The organism is Pseudomonas salomonii (assembly GCF_900107155.1).
GTDB classification, from domain to species: domain Bacteria; phylum Pseudomonadota; class Gammaproteobacteria; order Pseudomonadales; family Pseudomonadaceae; genus Aquipseudomonas; species Aquipseudomonas salomonii.
In genome coordinates this window covers 473,705-489,151 of sequence record NZ_FNOX01000004.1, presented here as the reverse complement: position 1 = coordinate 489,151, position 15,447 = coordinate 473,705, and the positions used below count along the sequence as shown (strand labels likewise).

The window sequence follows — 15,447 nt, the reverse complement described above, 5'->3', positions numbered from 1 at the left end:
TTCTATGCTGATATCAAGTAGTAGCCGTCAGGGTAGACGCGGTGATGAAAACAAGCCTCCCCGAGAAGCAAAAAGGCACGGCAGCCATCGAGTTCATTGCCGTGTTCGTGATTTTTTTTGCCGTGTTCTACGGCACGGTCAGCTATAGCCTGCCGCTGCTGCTGTTGCAGTCGTTCAACCAGGCCACCGCCGAAGCCGTGCGCCTGAGCGTAGGGCTGGACCCGAATATGCAAGGCTACCCCGCCGCCGTACAGGCCACTGCCAAATCAGCGGTGGCTACCCGCCTGGGGTGGATTCCTGACGCCTACAAATTCAACGCAGCCGCACACGTCACCACCACCTTTACCGGTGGACTGTTGCTGGTGCAGATCAACTACCCGTCGGCCAACCTCCAGGCGGTGCTGCCCTTTATTGTCCTGCCGGGCATCGGCACCGTGCCGCAACTGCCGACGACATTGCAGGCCCAGTCGAGCCTGCAGTTTTGACCTCGGGGGACAGGTTGTTCGGGCGCCTGCTCGGTCGCAATGGTGCGCTGGACATCGACCCGCCCGCGCCGCCGTCTGCCGGGCTGCACGTGCACCTGGACAGCCAGGGCCGCGTGCTCGACCTCAACGGCACGCTGCGCCCACAGTTGCCGCCACTGGTTAACTCGCCGCGCTTGCAAGCGCTGCTGAGTACCCATAGCGCCGTGACGGTTGAAGGCGTGCCCGCCGACTGGCAGCGCCACAGCCTCGACCTGGATTTCCACGGGATCGCCGGGCAAATCCTGCACACCCGCGGCACGCTTGAACCCTATGACAATGGCTGGCTGCTGCACGCCGTAGACATTGGCGACTTGCTCGGCAGCCGGCAATTGGCCGAGCAGCGCGAACAGAACCACCAATTGACCAGCCGCGTCAGTGAGCAACTGCGCGTGTGCAGCCTCAGCCGCCTGCCCGAGGTGTTCAACGAACAGTTGTGCAGTGTGGCGCAACGCTGGCGTATTCCCTGTGTGGCCCTGGCCCTGCTCGATCAAGAAGACCAGGGCTGGGTGATTTACAGCCAGTACGCCAATCATGACGCGCCGCTGTTCTGGCACACCGGCCAGCGCCTGGGCACCTGCCTGGACAGCCTCAACGGCACCACGCCGCTGAGCCTGCAAGCCCCTTATGGGCGCGGCGAGCACCCGCGTTTGCACAGCATTTTCGGCAATGCCGATGGCTTCCTCGTGCCCTATCGCGACGGTCAAGGTATCGCCGCCTGGCTGCTGTGCGGCGCCTACAGCGGCCAGCCACACAGCAACGACCGCGACTGGCTGAACCTCGCCGCCGCCCTCGCCGCGCCCTTGCTCAGCCGCCTGCGCGAACACCGTCACCATCAACAACTCGAACGCCAGGAAGCGTTGCAAGGCCTGTTGGGCACGGGCTGGTTTGAGTTGTTGCCCGCCAGCGACGAAATCCAGCTTGCCGCCCAATTGATGCGCAACCTCGACCCGGAAGACGGCCCGACCCGGCAACCCCTCGAGGCGTGGCTGAACCACATCCACCCGGCCGACCGCCAGGAGCTGCACAGCCGCCTGCGCGACCTGCAAACCCTCGGCAAACCCTTGCTCGCCAGCGTGCGCCTGAACCGTGGCGACGGCGCCACGCCGACCTGGTATCGCGTGCAGGGCCAGGTGCTGGGCGCCGGTGAACAGCGGCGCTGGGTCGGCTTTATGCTCGACATCAGCGACATCCAGAACCAGCAACTGCAAGCCGACGCCGCCCGCGCGCGCCTGGACAACCTGATCGCCAGCTCACCGGCGGTGATCTATGTGCAGCGCTATATGAATGGCGCGCTGCAACCGGTGTTTTTCAGTCACAGCCTGCTGCCCTTGCTCGGTCGCACCCTCGCCGAATGCACCCATGACAGCCTGGTGCAATGGGTACACCCGGACGACCGCGACCTGTACTTCCAGCGCACCCGCCAACTGCTGCGTGAAGGCAGCGTGCGCAGCCGTTACCGCGTGCAAGACACCCACGGGGATTACCACTGGCTGCTCGACGAAGCCAAGCTGCTGCGCGACGACCTGGGCGTGCCGGTCGAAGCCGTCGGCCTGTGGCTGGATGTGACCGAAGCGACGCTGGCCGCCCAGCAGGTCAAGGACAGCGAGGAGCGTTACCGCATCCTCGTCGAAGACTCCCCGGCGATGATCTGCCGCTATCGCCCGGACCTGACCCTGACCTTCGGCAACACGCCGCTGGCCAATTACCTGGAGTGCCCGCCTGCGCAGTTGCGCGGGGTGAACCTGGGAGAATGGCTGTCGACCGAACAGCGCGAAGCGTTTGTGCAACGCATCCAGCAGTTGACGCCGGAGTTCCCGGTGAGCACGGCGGAAATCAGCCTGCAATTGCCCGGCCGCGAACATGCCTGGTGGGTGTGGTCGGACCGAGGCGTCTTCGATGAGCACGGCGCCCTGGTCGAAGTGCAGGCCGTGGGCCGCGACAACACCGAAGTGCGGCGCTCCCAGCAGCAACTCACGCAAAGTGCAAAAATGGCCACCCTCGGCGAAATGGCCACCGGCCTGGCCCATGAGATCAACCAGCCGCTGAACGTGATGCGCATGGCCATCGTCAATGTGCTCAAGCGCCTGAGCACTGGCGATGTGCAGATCGATTATCTGACCGAAAAGCTCCAGCGCATCGACGCCCAGGTGCAGCGTGCGGCGCGGGTGGTCGACCATATGCGCGTGTTCGGCCGCCGTTCGGAGGTCGAGCAGCAACCTTTCGACCCGGCGCAGGCACTGGAGGGCACCTTGTCGTTGCTCAGTGAAGGCCTGCGAGGCAAAGGCGTTGAAGTGCGCCTGACCCAGGCGGATATCCCGGTGCAGGTCAAAGGCTACGTCGACCAGCTGGAGCAAGTGCTGATCAACCTGATGGTCAACGCCCGCGATGCGCTGTTGAGCCAACGCGAGAAGAACCCCGAACTGCGCCCCTGGATCGCCCTGCACACCGAACACGACAGCCGCCACGTGCGCATCTGGGTCGAAGACAACGGCGGCGGCATCGACCCACGCTTGCTGGAGCGCATCTTCGAGCCGTTTTTTACCACCAAGCCGATTGGCGTGGGCACAGGCTTAGGCCTGTCGGTGAGTTACGGCATTGTCGAGAACATGGGCGGGCGCCTGAGCGTCAGCAATGGCGAACACGGCGCACGGTTCTGCGTGGAACTGCCCAGGGCCACCGACGTTTAAATCACCAGGTAGGCCTCGCCGGTCTGGCCACAGGTGAGGTTGGCGCCGACGTTCACATTCACCAGGCTAATGCCCAGCATGCTCAGCAGGTTGTTGAGGATCGGGTTGAGCAGCGGGCCGAGCAGGCCATCCACGACGGGAGTGACGATGGCGCTGACACCACCGAGCAGCGCTGTGACCGTAGGCGCCAGAATGCCCAGCGGGCTTGCTCCGGACGGTTGGTACGCCGTGATGCCCACGCCATTGAGCGTGGTTGAAAGGCTGCTCACCACATTGGTGGCCGGCGTCGCGGCCTTGTAAGTCGGTGTAAGCCCCACATTCGGTGGTGTGGCAAATGGCGTGGTACTGGAGAACACCAGGGTTTGATTACTTGCCGCAATCGGGCTTTGCACCTTGATCGCGATACCGCCACCGGCAAACGGCACGCGCGGGTCACAGCTGCCGATGCCGAGGATCTTGTGGCAGGTCTTGGTGCCAATATCGATCAGGGGTAACGGCGCTACCGTCATCGGTAAGGTGCTGGAAAACGCATTGGTGATACTGCCCACATTCAACGACGCCAGCGAGGTGGTGGTGTACGCCGTCAGGCTCTTGGTGCCGGCATTGCCGGTCGGGCAGCTGTAGGCAGTGACGTAACTGCTCGCGGCGCCGGCATCCAGCACGATGTTAATCGGCAGGTTGCCGGGCAGCACCAGCAAATCCGCCTGCTGGCAACCGGCGCCCAGCAAACACAAGGCCGAGTTGATCGTGCTCACCAGGTTCAGGCTCAGCAGGCTGCCGAGCACCGGCGTCAGCGGCCCCAACAAGTCGTTGACCGCGGTGTTCAGCCCCGACAACGCACTCAATACCGGCAAGCTCACGGTCACTTGCGTGCGCACTTGGGCGGTGCGTACGTAAATTTTATTTGGCCCTGTAGGGTTGGCCGCCGCCAGCACCGGGTTGCCGATGGCCGACAACTGCGGCGGTTCGATCACTTTGACCTGGGTGGTGATATTGGCCAGCCCCAGCACACTCACGGGCAAGGTCGCCGCCGCCGCGCTTTTGCTGTTGGACAGTTGCACAACGCCCTGGATCAGTTGAAACACCTGCAAATTGGCATTCAGCGCTGCAGAAGTGGTGCCCGTCTGCAATTGCAGGATCTGCCCAACGGTCAACGGCGTCTGGTTGATCGCGGCGACTTGCAAGCTGCCCAGGGCGGTGATCACGTCCGCCGTTGCACCGTTGGCGGTCAGTACGGTGACCGCGGCCTGGATCAACTGCGCGGCGGTGACGTTGGTGTTGAGCAACTGGGTGTAGTTGCCGGCGGTCACGTTGAGGTTGATCGCCAGTTGGTTGAGGTAACTGAGCAGGTTGATATTGGTAGTGAGCAAACCATTCCACCCGGCGACCGTCAGGTTGACGTTACCGCCGAGCAAGCCACTGAACAGCGGGTTCAACAGGCTCGCACTTGCCGTGTTGACGCTGGCCAGGTTGCTGTTGAGGGTCAGTTGGGCCGAAGGCGGCGTGGGCACCGCCGCCACGGCGGTCGCGGTCAATACGGTATTGAGGCTCACCGGGTTGCCGGAGAACAACGCCCACACCCCGGCGGCCACGCTGGTGGTCACGGTTTTGCTCACCACCACTTGAATCGCCGATGACACCGCAGGGTTGGCACTGAAGATGCGCCGGCCCGACGCGGCGGTGGTTATGTTGCCGCATTGGGTCACCAGGGTATTGCCGCTGCCCACCACAAAATGATTGCGCGCCACACTCTGCCCGGCAAACGCCGCCGCGCTCAAACCGCTCAGGCACGTGCCGCTGCGGCTCACCGCTTCCAGCGCCGCCGTGTCCGCCACGCCTTGCAGCTTGCGCTTCTCCAGGTACAGGCGGCCGCTGTCGATCATCAGCAAAGTAAAGGCCAGCACCACCGCCAACACGCCGGCGGCCATCAGGCCGATTGCGCCACGTTGCCTGGAACCAAGTCGGGGAGACATCGAGCACTCCTGTGCCGGCGAGTTGCCGAGCGCTTACTCTCCTGGGATGCAATTGAGTGTAGACAAGGGCTGAAGGTGGTGAAGACCAAAAATGTGGGAGCGGGCTTGCCCGCGATGACTAGAGATCAGTCAATACGTCCTTGACTGACAGATCGCTATCGCGGGCAAGCCCGCTCCCACAGGTTTTGGCGGTGGTCGTTAGTGCGGCGGGTAGTTGGAGAGGATCTTGCTCACTGTGCTGCGAATCGCATCACTGCGATCCTGTGGGTTCGGCGTGCTGGCCATCATCTGCTCGTCGCTGCCACGCCATACCAGTTTGCCGTCCTTGCCGTCGAGCAGGTCGATCTGGATGGTCGCCACTTTGTAAGTGATGTTGCGCGTTTCGTTGTACATCGGCCCGCCCCAGTAGCCATTCCACGGGCCGCCCCAGGCGCCGCCGTAGTTAGTGGTGACTTGTTGCTGGCGGTCTTCGACGATCAGGTAGGCCTGCACATTCAGGTCGGCCTTGGCACCCGCGGCGGCGGGGCGCAGGCCGCGTTGGTCGAGTTGCTCACCCACGGCCTGGCGGATGCGTTGCTCGGTGAGGTCGCTCTTGATCCGAGGATCATCCGGGCGGTATTGCAGCGCTGGGTCTTTCCAGGCCCAGTTGCGGTAGGCGCCAAAATCGCGGCTGGCATCAAAGTCGTGGTTGACCTGGCTGGTCTGGCAGCCACTCAACAAGACCAGTACGGCTAGTGCAGCAAGGCGACGAAGCATGGGTGTTCTCCAAAAGACGGAATCAGCCTGAGATGAGAATAGCTGCTAACTGGGTGGATAAGCGCTCATTGCCTTTTGCATCGCTTCACGCAATGCATCAGCGCGTTCGCTCAGGCTGCCCTGGCTGGTGGTTTCGGCGCTGGTGCTCCATACCGGCTGGCGCGTGCGGGCATCGAACAGGCTCACGCGCGCCACCGCCACCGTCACCTCATACGTGCGTACCACCGGCACCGTGTTGTACATGCCGTAGCCATTGCCATAGCGGTTATAGCCGCCGTAGCCGTAGCCATAGTCGTCCTGCACCTGGCGCAGGCGTTTTTCCAGGCGCACATCGGCGCTCACCAGCAGGTCGGGAGCGCGGTTGTCATGCAAGGGGCGCAAGCCGCGCTGGTCGAGGGCACCGCTGACCGCTTCGGCGATTTGCGCCGAATCGGCCCAGGCCGTGCCCGCCGGCAGTTGGCCGTTGAGCCAGCCCCAACTGCGGTAGGCACCATAGTCGCGCACCGGCGCCGGGTAGGCACTGGCATCAAAGGTATTGGCCGCCTGGGCCGGAGCCGGCGGCATCGGGGTCGAGGCGGCCACGTAGGGGTTGGGCGTGGAGCAAGCGCTCACGCCCAGCGATAACAGGATCAAACAGAGACGACGCATTTCGACCTCCGCAGACTGGGCCGCTTAAACCGGACGGCAGATCCAGTGCAAATAACGCCCAAGCCCGGCAAAGCTTGGGTGACGACGGTGAGCGAGTTCCATCTCCAACAAGTCCTGCAGATCGGCGCGGGCCTGGAATTCCACCGGCATGTAGTCGTGGAACACCCGCACGCCACTTTGGCTTTCGACCTGCCAAAGCCCTTCGAGTTGCGCCGCCAGTTCCCGTGGGTCGAGCGGCTGTTGCGGGGTAAGGCTTTGCTTCTCGCCGGCCATGTCGTTCTTGCGCATTTTGCGGAAGTGGCCTTTGAGCAGGTTGCGGTAAATCAGCGCATCACGGTTGTAGAACGCCAGCGACAGCCAGCCGCCGGGCACCGTGAGCTGGTGCAGCACCGGCAGAATCGCGTGAGGTTCGGCCAGCCATTCGAGCACGGCGTGGCACAACACCAGGTCGTAAGGCTCAGTGAGCTGGCCGAGCAATTGCTGCCAGGGCGCGTGGATAAAGGTCGCGGTCTGCCCCGCCTCGGCAAACCGCTGACGGGCGCCTTCAAGCATCGGCTCGGCGGGCTCGGCCAGGGTCACGTGATGACCACGCTCGGCCAGCCACAACGACATATGCCCCAGGCCCGCGCCGATATCCAGCACGCGCAGCGGTCGCTCGGGCAAGGCTTCAGTCAGGTCGGCCTGCAACACCGCCAGACGAATCGCGCCTTTGGCGCCGCCGTAGATCTTCTCGGCAAAGCGCGTGGCCAACTGGTCGAAGTGACGGTCACTCATGGGCGAACCGCCGTTCGCTGTCGGCCAGTTTGGCGCGTACCACTTCGTTCATGTCCAGGCCCAGCTCACTGCACAGCAACAGCAGGTACAGCACGATATCGCCGACTTCCTGCCCGGCGTGGGCGAGTTTGTCAGCCGGCAGCTGGCGCGACTGGTCTTCGGTCAGCCACTGGAAGATTTCCACCAGCTCGGACATTTCCACACTGGCGGCCATGGCCAGGTTTTTTGGGCTGTGGAAGCGCTTCCAGTCGTTGGTATCGCGAATACGGTGCAAGCGTTCGGTGAGGTGTTCGAGGTTCATGCGGGGGCTCCTGAAGGTGTATAGCTTCGGGCGGATGCCGGGCGAAGGCAAGTGAATCCCTGTAACGCATCAACCTCTATGCTAAAAGGGAACTCGCTTGGTGTAATAACGACCAAAGGCTCAGCGACGCCCCCCTCTTCATCAGGACACACACATGCAGGTAGAAAGCTTTTTCGAATGGTTGGGCCAGGCACTGGGTTCCGTCATCCGCTTTATCGTCGACGGGCTCAGCGGGTTGTTCGGCGCCTTGACCCACGCAGGCGGCAACTTTATTGAAGGCCTGTCGCGCACATTGGGCATGGACACCTCGATCATCAGCATCGCCGCCCTGATCATCGGGTTGATGTTGCTGTACTCGGCGGTGCGTGCGTTTATGCGTGCGTCCATCATTATGGGGATTATCTGGTTGATGCTGGGGCTGTGGTTGCTCAGTTGGGTTGTGCATTAATACTTGAAAACACTCACCCTGCTGACGGATTGGCGCGACCGCTCCACCCATCGCCGCGTCTGGGCATTGGCGGCGCCGATGATCTTGTCGAACATCTCGGTGCCGCTGGTGGCCCTGGTGGACAGCATGGTCATCGGCCACCTGCCCCACGCCCATCAACTCGGCGCCGTGGCGGTGGGCGCCAGCCTGTATACCTTCCTGGCCTGGGCCATGGGCTTTCTGCGCATGGGGTCTACCGGGTTTGCAGCACAAGCCGCCGGGCGCGAGGATGGCGCGGCACTCAGGCAAATCCTGCTGCAAGGTTTGCTGCTGGCGCTGGGGCTGGCGATGCTGCTGGGCACCGTGGGCATCCCGCTGAGCCATCTGGCCCTGGAGTGGATGCAGCCCTCGCCCGAGCTGAACCAGCTGACTCGCGATTTTTTCCACACGCGTTTGTTCGGCCTGCCCGCCGCGCTCGCCAGCTACGCCTTGGTCGGCTGGTTCCTCGGCACGCAAAATGCCCGCGCACCACTGGCTATCCTGCTGACTACCAACCTGGTCAACATCGCCTTGAACCTGTGGTTTGTACTCGGCCTGGAGTGGGGTGTGGTCGGCTCCGCACGCGCCTCCGTTATCGCCGAATGGACCGGCGCCCTGCTCGGCCTGGCCCTCACGCAAAAAGCCCTGCGCGCGTATCCCGGGCATATCGCCTGGGCGGCATTAAAGCGCTGGCAACGCTGGCGCCCACTGCTGGCGGTGAACCGCGATATCTTTATGCGCAGCCTGGCGCTGCAATCGGTGTTTTTCATGATCACCGTGCAAGGCGCCCGTCTGGGCGATGCCACCGTGGCGGCCAATGCGCTGTTGCTCAACGGCCTGCTGTTGACCGCCCACGCCCTCGACGGTTTGGCCCACGCAGTGGAAGCCCTGTGCGGGCACGCCATCGGTGCGCATGACCGCCAGGCGTTGCGCCGCTCGCTGGTGGTTGCCTGTGGTTGGTCATTGATTGCCAGTGTGGGGTTCGCGCTGCTGTTCACCTTCGCCGGGCACCTGTTTATCGCCATGCAAACCGACATCCCGAGCGTGCGTGAAACCGCCGATACTTACCTGCCCTATCTGGCCGTACTGCCGTTGATTGCGGTGTGGAGCTACCTGCTGGACGGCCTGTTCATCGGCGCCACCCGCGCGCGCGAGATGCGCAATGGCATGCTGCTGACCGTGGTGATACTGCTGCCCTTCGCGTGGTTGTTACAGGGCTACGGCAACCACGGGCTGTGGATAAGTTTCCTGGTGTTCATGGCCCTGCGTAGCCTCACGCTGTGTGCAATCGCCTGGCGGCTGAACAAACGTAATCAATGGCTGGGGTAATTGGCCCTGTCAGTTCTCACAGGTTACAACGCTGACGTTCCGGCGTTGAATGGAGATCGCGCCTGAAGAGTCTTTGGCCTCAGGCTGCGATCACCTTTCAACTCAAGGAAGAACCCCATGAGCAACAACACCTACTGGATTATCGGCGCGTTGATAGTGGTCGTCTTGATAGCTGTCGCGGTGCTTCGTAAGTCCAAGAAGAAAAAAGCCAGGCCTCCAACCGAAACCGTCGCCGAACCGCCTGTTCAGGTTGCGCCAGTCACTCCGGACACGGCCGAATGGTCGTTCAAACTGGATGACGATCCGTCAGCACTCCCCACGCAGCCCGTCATCCCGGCCGGCGTGGAGATTGTGAATCAAACGAACTATCACATCGTCGTGACACGACTAGGCATAACAACGACGGTACCCCCACAGGGTCGAACACTGATGGAGAATGACGATGGCTGGACAGTCAGCCCTTCAGCGCAAAACACGCTGCAGTCTGTCGCGATGGAGAAAAGCAGCCCCGAAAGCTCGGCCAAGTACACCCTGATAGTCCGGTAAAGCCAGCCTCACCGGCCTGGAGTGGAGCGGATAAACGCCGTGACCTGATCCAGCACCGGCGCCAGCCAGCGCAACGGCTTGGCAATGGATGCCACCAATGTCGCGTGGCTGGTTCTGGTGAAGTAAAACGTCTCGACCGGCACACCCGCTTCGAGCAGTTTCTTCGCCAGCCCGCCCGTGTTGCGCGTGGGGTTGACCAGCGTGTCGCTCACCGAGGCGATCAACAGGCTCGGCGGTGCGTCATGGCTGACGTGGTTGATGGGCTGGGAATCGGGCGGTGAGTCCGGGAAGAAAAACACCGGGCGCACATCGCGGTTTTCAATCGGCAGGAAGTCATAGGGCCCGGCCAGGCCGATCCAGCCCTTGAGCATCGAGGGTGACAGCTTGACCTCGTTCAGCCAACGCGCATCCAGTGCCAGCATCGAGGCGTTATAGGCACCGGAGCTATGGCCCATCAGGTAGAGCTGCTTGGGGTCGGCGCCGTACTCGGCGATGTGTTGGTGAGTCCAGGCCACCGCTTGGGCGCCGTCCTGGAGAAAAGCGGGGTAACGCACTTGCGGGTAAAGCCGGTAGTCCGCGATCACTACCACAATGCCACGAGAGGCCAGGGCTTCGCCGACAAAACCGTAATCATCCTTGGAGCCGCTGTTCCAGCTGCCGCCGTAGAAGAACACCACCACCGGGGCGTTTGGCAAGGCGGTGACGGGGCGATAGATATCGAGCTGCTGACGCGGGTCAGGGCCGTAGGCAATGGATGAAGTTTTGGTGAACGTGTTGGTAGGGGTGAGTGCGTTGAGCACTTTGATCGGAGAGCAGGCCGAGAGGAATGCGGCGACTGCCAGGGTTAACGCTTGCAGCCATTTGCTCGACATCGTTCAGACCTCACACAGAAGGTACGACCAAACGAAAATCCAAATGTGGTAGCGGGCTTGCCTGCGATGGCGGTGTGTCAGCCCTGAAGGTGCTGACCGATACACCGCTATCGCGGGCAAGCCCGCTCCCACACTGGATCTCTGTCACTTTGAGATCTTGTCAGCCTGGGAGCAGTGTACTTATGAGGACAGGTAGGACGAACGCGTCAAACCCAGACGCAACGCATCCAGGAACTGCGTACGCTCGCTGGCACTGATCTTCGCGCTGGCGCACTTGTCACGGTAGTGCGTCATCAACTCCTCCGGCGACAAGTGCACATAGCGCAGCATGTCTTCGATGGTGTCGTGGGTCTCGATCCCGGCGCTGTACACCGAACCGTCTTCACGCTGGTAGATGTTCACCGAGTCGGTGTCACCGAACAGGTTGTGCATGTCACCGAGGATTTCCTGGTAAGCGCCGACCAGAAAGATACCCAGCAAGTAGTCTTCGCCTTCGTTCAAACCGTGCACCGGCAGGCTGGTCTCGATGCTCTGCTCGTCGACGTATTGCTTGATCTTGCCGTCGGAGTCGCAGGTCAGGTCTTGCAGCACGGCGCGGCGCAGCGGTTCTTCGTCGAGACGGTGCAGCGGCAGAATCGGCAGCACCTGGCCGATCGCCCAGGTGTCCGGCAGGCTCTGGAACACCGAGAAGTTGCAGATGTACTTGTCGGCCAGCTTGTCGTTGAGTTCGTCCAGCACTTGGCGATGCGAGCGCTGACGGGCTTTGAGCGAGTTGTGCAGGCGACGGCACACGGCGAAGTAGCACTGTTCGGCCAGGGCTTTTTCCGCCAGGGTCAGCTTGCCGTCGGCGTACTGGGTGGCCACGTCGCTCATGTAGTGAGTGGCGCGCCAGTAAGTCTCGGTGACCATTTCGATGTCGGTCGGGCCCAGCAGGTCGACCAGCCACTGCACGGTTTCCGGCAGGCTTTCCTTGTTCTCGATCTGCGGGATTTCGTCGTTGTGTTTTTCAACGTCGGTGACCTGCACCACCAGCATGGCGTGGTGGGCGGTCAGGGAGCGGCCGCTTTCGGAGAAGATGTGCGGGTGCGGCAGGCTCTGCGCGTCGCAGAATTCCTTGAGCATGCCCACGACCACACCGGCGTAATCGTCCATGTCGTAGTTGATCGAACTGGCGTTACGCGAGTGCGTGCCGTCGTAGTCCACACCCAGGCCGCCGCCCACGTCGATGTGGTCGACCGGCAGGCCGAGGTTGCGCAGTTCGCCGTAGTAACGAATGGCTTCCTTGAAACCGTGCTGGTAGTCGGCCAGGTTGGCGATCTGCGAACCCATATGAAAGTGCAGCAGGCGGATGCCCTGGTCCAGGCCGGCAGCGCGGAAGCGCTCGACCACCGACAGCAATTGCGCCGCCGACAAACCGAACTTGGATTTCTCGCCACCGGTGTCCGCCCATTTGCTCGACGCCAGCGACGACAAACGCACACGCAGGCCAACCTGCGGCTTGACCTTGAGGCTTGCAGCCTCCTCGATCACCAGGCCGACTTCGGATTCTTTCTCGATCACGATAAACACATTGTGACCAAGCTTCTGGCCCATCAGCGCCAGGCGGATGAACTCACGGTCTTTGTAACCGTTGCAGACGATGGTGCCGCCCTTCGGCGCCAGGGCCAGCACGGCCAGCAGCTCAGGCTTGGAGCCGGCTTCCAGGCCGATCGACACGTTCTGGGTGGCGATGATGTTCTCGATCACCGCTTCCTGCTGGTTCACCTTGATCGGGTACAGCGCGGTGTACTTGCTCTGGTATTCCAGGCGCTCGATGTTGGAATCGAACGCGCCGGTCAGTTGGCGTACACGGTCTTGCAGGATGTCGGGGAAACGCACCAGCAGCGGCAAGGACAGGCCGCTTTTGCGCAGCTCGTCGACTTGCTCGTACAGATCAACCGGCGTGCTGTTCGGGCCGTTCGGACGGACTTCAACGCGACCGGCATCATTGATCGCGAAATACCCGGCCCCCCAATGGCGAATCCCATAAACACTGCGGCTGTCCGCAACTGTCCATTGGCTGCCATCGTCTTTGCGTGTGCGTCGTACGGACATCGAAGTCCCCTATATAAAGTCGAAGATCACCACGCCTTGTTGCAAGGCTGGCGAAGTCTAAAGAATGAAAATGACGATTTGCCTGTAAGGAAGGTAGACCCCACTCGCAGGGCAGAGTTTAGACACCGGTCAGGAACAGGCTCTGTGAAAACCATGGAGACGAGCGTTCGCGTTCAGCAAAGCGGTCATCGGGGTGGGTTTCACAGAGGCGGCTAGCCGCCGGATTTCTTCGCCTTGTAACCCAGCTTGATCAGCTCGGCCAACAGCAACTCGACGTGATCGCCCTGGATCTCGATGACGCCGTCTTTCAACGCGCCACCGGTGCCACAGCGCTTTTTCAGCGTGGTAGCGAGTTCCTTCAGGGCCTCTTCGGCCAGGGGCACGCCGGTGATGGTGGTCACCGTCTTGCCGCCACGGCCCTTGCTCTCGCGTCGTACGCGGGCAATGCCGTCGCCTTCAGGGATCAGGGTCTGTTTACAGGTACACGAATCCACGGGCTGACGACAGTCCGGGCAGTGTCGACCTGCGTCGGTGGAAAATACCAGGCCACCAAGGGCGGCGAAGGATGCGGCTTTTTTGGCCACCGGCAATCCTCTTGGGAGGACAAAGACTGATCGGTATTCGCTAAGGCAACTTACCGACCGCGAAGCCCCACTCAGGCAGGGGCAGCGCTACCGAAACGCCAAGGCGGTTCGGGTGAAAAGGCGCGCAGTGTAACGGCAAAAAGCCCGATTGCTAAGGGCCAAATAGCGCCAATTTATGCAACTTTAGCGACGTGAGGCCAGATAGCGCCGCAGGCCCTCTTGAGCATCCGGGCAGTAAGGCTTGAGTTCAGCTTCCTGCAGGACCGTTTCAAGGGGCAAAAACCGCGCTTCCATGACCTCTTCGGGCTGCAAGCACAGCGGGCCATCCCACACTGCCGAGTAAGATGTGCACCACAACCGGCTATCACCGTCCTCAAAGTAAAAATGGTCATGCTCGACCAATTCCACACCGCCCACCCCGAGTTCTTCTTCCAACTCACGAGCAGCCGACACCGCGTAGCTCTCGCCCGCCGCCACCATGCCACCTGCCGCCGTGTCCCAAAAACCGGGGTACAGGGCTTTGCTCAGGGTGCGTCGGTGCACACACAGCTCACCGGCGGTGTTGAACAGAAAGATAAAGGTGCACCGGCCGATCAGGCCGCGCTGGCGCAGGTCGGACCTGACGAGGTGACCGAGCAGGTTGTCCTGCTCGTCGACCCAGCAGATCAGTTCAGCATCAGAGGCCACACGGTGTGCGGCCTCGTTGGGAGTAGCGTCCATCATCACCCCTGGTTGAGGAGCTGACGCAAATCTATAACTGCAGCGTTTGCCCGGGAAATATAGTTGGCCATGACCAACGAGTGGTTGGCGAGGATGCCAAAGCCACTGCCGTTAAGAATCATAGGACTCCATACCGGTTCCTGCGAGGCTTCCAGCTCGCGAATGATCTGACGCACGCTGACGGTGGCGTTTTTCTTGGCCAGCACGTCGGCGAAGTCGACTTCAATCGCACGCAGCAAATGCGACAAGGCCCACGCCTGACCACGGGCTTCGTAGAACACGTTGTCGATCTGCATCCATGGGGTTTCCACCACTTCTTCATCGACCTGCGGCACTTCACCCGGCGCCAGGGCTTCGGTTTTCAGTGCGGTGTTCAATTTTACCCGGCCTACGCTGGCCGACAGACGTTGCGACAACGACCCCAGGCGCGTGGCGACATCGCCCAGCCAGTTGTTCAGGTTGTCGGCGCGGGCATAGAACAGCGCGCCCCTCTGGTTCGGGTCGGACAGGCGCGCTTCGTAGCGGCTCAGGGAGTTGATGCCTTCCTGGTATTCCGACTCGCTGGACGGCAGCACCCAGCTCTTGTTGTCGAAGTTGAAGCGCGGCTCGGCCTTGGCCAAATCTGCGTCTTCAGCCGACTGCGACTGCGAACGGGCAAAGTCTTTACGCAGGGCGCGCGTCAGGTCGCGCACTTGCACCAGCACGCCGTATTCCCAGCTCGGCATGTTGTCCATCCACAGGCCTGGCGGGAAACGGTCGTTGGAAATGTAGCCACCGGGCTTGTTCAGCAAGGTGCCGACCACGGTCTTGAGGGTTTCGACGGTGGTGTAGCCAATCACCATCTGCTTGCCTTCCTTCTCGGCGGCAAGCTGGGCGTTTTGCTGGACCGGGAACAGCGCCGGCTCTTCGCTCCAGTACCAACCCAGGCCGCCGGTGACCAACAGGTACAAGGCCAGCACGCTGAGCAGCGCTTTGCTCATCAGCAGGTTGCGAAAGTAGCCGCGTTGGGTCGACTTTGGCTCAGGGGCGGGGCCTTTGGCACTGCCTGCACGGTTTTTCCAGTCCAGCATGGCGATATCCTTTCAATCACTTGAGTTCATGCACGTCAATTGTCCGGGTGCGGTCAAACACTCCGACCACAACCCTACCCCATCGTGCCCATCGGCGCGGGGC

15 protein-coding genes are annotated in these 15,447 nt (G+C 61.9%); 5 read left to right on the top strand and 10 right to left on the bottom strand.

The genetic code is table 11. The features are described from left to right. Nucleotides 1–44: 44 nt before the first annotated feature. Nucleotides 45–485, top strand: a complete 441-nt coding sequence (locus BLV67_RS12225) for a TadE/TadG family type IV pilus assembly protein (protein WP_065930598.1) — start codon at nucleotides 45–47, stop codon at nucleotides 483–485. Continuing rightward, complete coding sequence (locus BLV67_RS12220; protein ID WP_069786900.1) at nucleotides 482–3,211, top strand: PAS domain-containing sensor histidine kinase; 2,730 nt, start codon at nucleotides 482–484, stop codon at nucleotides 3,209–3,211. The genes BLV67_RS12225 and BLV67_RS12220 overlap by 4 nt, the downstream gene beginning before the upstream one ends. On the opposite strand, the gene BLV67_RS12215 is transcribed toward BLV67_RS12220, so the two are convergent. From BLV67_RS12215 to BLV67_RS12195, 5 genes are all read right to left on the bottom strand, one after another. Further along, complete coding sequence (locus BLV67_RS12215) at nucleotides 3,208–5,184, bottom strand: pilus assembly protein TadG-related protein (protein WP_069786899.1); 1,977 nt, start codon at nucleotides 5,182–5,184, stop codon at nucleotides 3,208–3,210. The two genes, BLV67_RS12220 and BLV67_RS12215, sit on opposite strands and share 4 nt — an antisense overlap. 198 nt (nucleotides 5,185–5,382) lie before the next feature. Beyond that, nucleotides 5,383–5,940, bottom strand: coding sequence for a DUF4136 domain-containing protein (locus BLV67_RS12210; RefSeq protein WP_069786898.1), 558 nt, complete (start codon nucleotides 5,938–5,940; stop codon nucleotides 5,383–5,385). 45 nt (nucleotides 5,941–5,985) lie between these two features. Continuing rightward, nucleotides 5,986–6,588, bottom strand: a complete 603-nt coding sequence (locus BLV67_RS12205) for a DUF4136 domain-containing protein (protein ID WP_065930602.1) — start codon at nucleotides 6,586–6,588, stop codon at nucleotides 5,986–5,988. Between the two features lie 24 nt (nucleotides 6,589–6,612). Beyond that, nucleotides 6,613–7,362 carry a methyltransferase gene (locus BLV67_RS12200; protein WP_065930603.1) on the bottom strand — a complete coding sequence of 250 codons (750 nt, stop codon included), beginning with the start codon at nucleotides 7,360–7,362 and terminating at the stop codon, nucleotides 6,613–6,615. Next, on the bottom strand, nucleotides 7,355–7,663 hold the full coding sequence (locus BLV67_RS12195; RefSeq protein ID WP_065930604.1) for a MazG-like family protein: 309 nt from the start codon (nucleotides 7,661–7,663) through the stop codon (nucleotides 7,355–7,357). Before BLV67_RS12195 ends, BLV67_RS12200 begins: the two co-directional genes overlap by 8 nt. Before the next feature lie 154 nt (nucleotides 7,664–7,817). Here BLV67_RS12195 and BLV67_RS12190 point away from each other — a divergent pair, with 154 nt between their 5' ends. From BLV67_RS12190 to BLV67_RS12180, 3 genes are all read left to right on the top strand, one after another. Then, the gene (locus BLV67_RS12190; protein ID WP_017136733.1) at nucleotides 7,818–8,111 is read left to right on the top strand and encodes a hypothetical protein; all 294 of its coding nucleotides are present in this window, start codon (nucleotides 7,818–7,820) and stop codon (nucleotides 8,109–8,111) included. Nucleotides 8,112–8,114: 3 nt separating this feature from the next. Continuing rightward, nucleotides 8,115–9,458, top strand: coding sequence for an MATE family efflux transporter (locus BLV67_RS12185; protein WP_069786897.1), 1,344 nt, complete (start codon nucleotides 8,115–8,117; stop codon nucleotides 9,456–9,458). Between the two features lie 117 nt (nucleotides 9,459–9,575). Beyond that, nucleotides 9,576–10,004 (top strand): hypothetical protein, encoded by a 429-nt coding sequence (locus BLV67_RS12180; protein ID WP_069786896.1) that lies wholly within the window; start codon nucleotides 9,576–9,578, stop codon nucleotides 10,002–10,004. A gap of 8 nt (nucleotides 10,005–10,012) precedes the next feature. Here the strand turns inward: BLV67_RS12180 and BLV67_RS12175 are convergent, their stop codons facing one another. The 5 genes from BLV67_RS12175 to BLV67_RS12155 form a co-directional block, all read right to left on the bottom strand. After that, the gene (locus BLV67_RS12175) at nucleotides 10,013–10,876 is read right to left on the bottom strand and encodes an alpha/beta hydrolase (RefSeq protein ID WP_069786895.1); all 864 of its coding nucleotides are present in this window, start codon (nucleotides 10,874–10,876) and stop codon (nucleotides 10,013–10,015) included. A gap of 180 nt (nucleotides 10,877–11,056) precedes the next feature. Beyond that, entirely contained in the window at nucleotides 11,057–12,970 is a 1,914-nt protein-coding gene (speA, locus tag BLV67_RS12170; protein ID WP_056860452.1) for an arginine decarboxylase, read from the bottom strand. 212 nt (nucleotides 12,971–13,182) lie between these two features. Beyond that, nucleotides 13,183–13,554 (bottom strand): translation initiation factor Sui1, encoded by a 372-nt coding sequence (locus tag BLV67_RS12165; protein WP_012722004.1) that lies wholly within the window; start codon nucleotides 13,552–13,554, stop codon nucleotides 13,183–13,185. Between the two features lie 183 nt (nucleotides 13,555–13,737). Then, on the bottom strand, nucleotides 13,738–14,274 hold the full coding sequence (locus tag BLV67_RS12160) for an NUDIX hydrolase (RefSeq protein ID WP_065930608.1): 537 nt from the start codon (nucleotides 14,272–14,274) through the stop codon (nucleotides 13,738–13,740). A 2-nt stretch (nucleotides 14,275–14,276) separates the two neighbouring features. Beyond that, nucleotides 14,277–15,254: a DUF2333 family protein gene (locus BLV67_RS12155; RefSeq protein ID WP_407015981.1), complete on the bottom strand. Its 978-nt coding sequence runs from the start codon at nucleotides 15,252–15,254 to the stop codon at nucleotides 14,277–14,279. Nucleotides 15,255–15,447: the final 193 nt, after the last annotated feature.

Bases quoted from the DNA above. Each gene is read 5' to 3' on its own strand.
- BLV67_RS12225 (WP_065930598.1), top strand. From the start codon at position 45: ATGAAAACAAGCCTCCCCGAGAAGCAAAAAGGCACGGCAGCCATCGAG.
- BLV67_RS12215 (WP_069786899.1), bottom strand. From the start codon at position 5,184: ATGTCTCCCCGACTTGGTTCCAGGCAACGTGGCGCAATCGGCCTGATG.
- BLV67_RS12210 (WP_069786898.1), bottom strand. From the start codon at position 5,940: ATGCTTCGTCGCCTTGCTGCACTAGCCGTACTGGTCTTGTTGAGTGGC.
- BLV67_RS12205 (WP_065930602.1), bottom strand. From the start codon at position 6,588: ATGCGTCGTCTCTGTTTGATCCTGTTATCGCTGGGCGTGAGCGCTTGC.
- BLV67_RS12200 (WP_065930603.1), bottom strand. From the start codon at position 7,362: ATGAGTGACCGTCACTTCGACCAGTTGGCCACGCGCTTTGCCGAGAAG.
- BLV67_RS12195 (WP_065930604.1), bottom strand. From the start codon at position 7,663: ATGAACCTCGAACACCTCACCGAACGCTTGCACCGTATTCGCGATACC.
- BLV67_RS12190 (WP_017136733.1), top strand. From the start codon at position 7,818: ATGCAGGTAGAAAGCTTTTTCGAATGGTTGGGCCAGGCACTGGGTTCC.
- BLV67_RS12180 (WP_069786896.1), top strand. From the start codon at position 9,576: ATGAGCAACAACACCTACTGGATTATCGGCGCGTTGATAGTGGTCGTC.
- BLV67_RS12175 (WP_069786895.1), bottom strand. From the start codon at position 10,876: ATGTCGAGCAAATGGCTGCAAGCGTTAACCCTGGCAGTCGCCGCATTC.
- speA (WP_056860452.1), bottom strand. From the start codon at position 12,970: ATGTCCGTACGACGCACACGCAAAGACGATGGCAGCCAATGGACAGTT.
- BLV67_RS12160 (WP_065930608.1), bottom strand. From the start codon at position 14,274: ATGGACGCTACTCCCAACGAGGCCGCACACCGTGTGGCCTCTGATGCT.
- BLV67_RS12155 (WP_407015981.1), bottom strand. From the start codon at position 15,254: ATGAGCAAAGCGCTGCTCAGCGTGCTGGCCTTGTACCTGTTGGTCACC.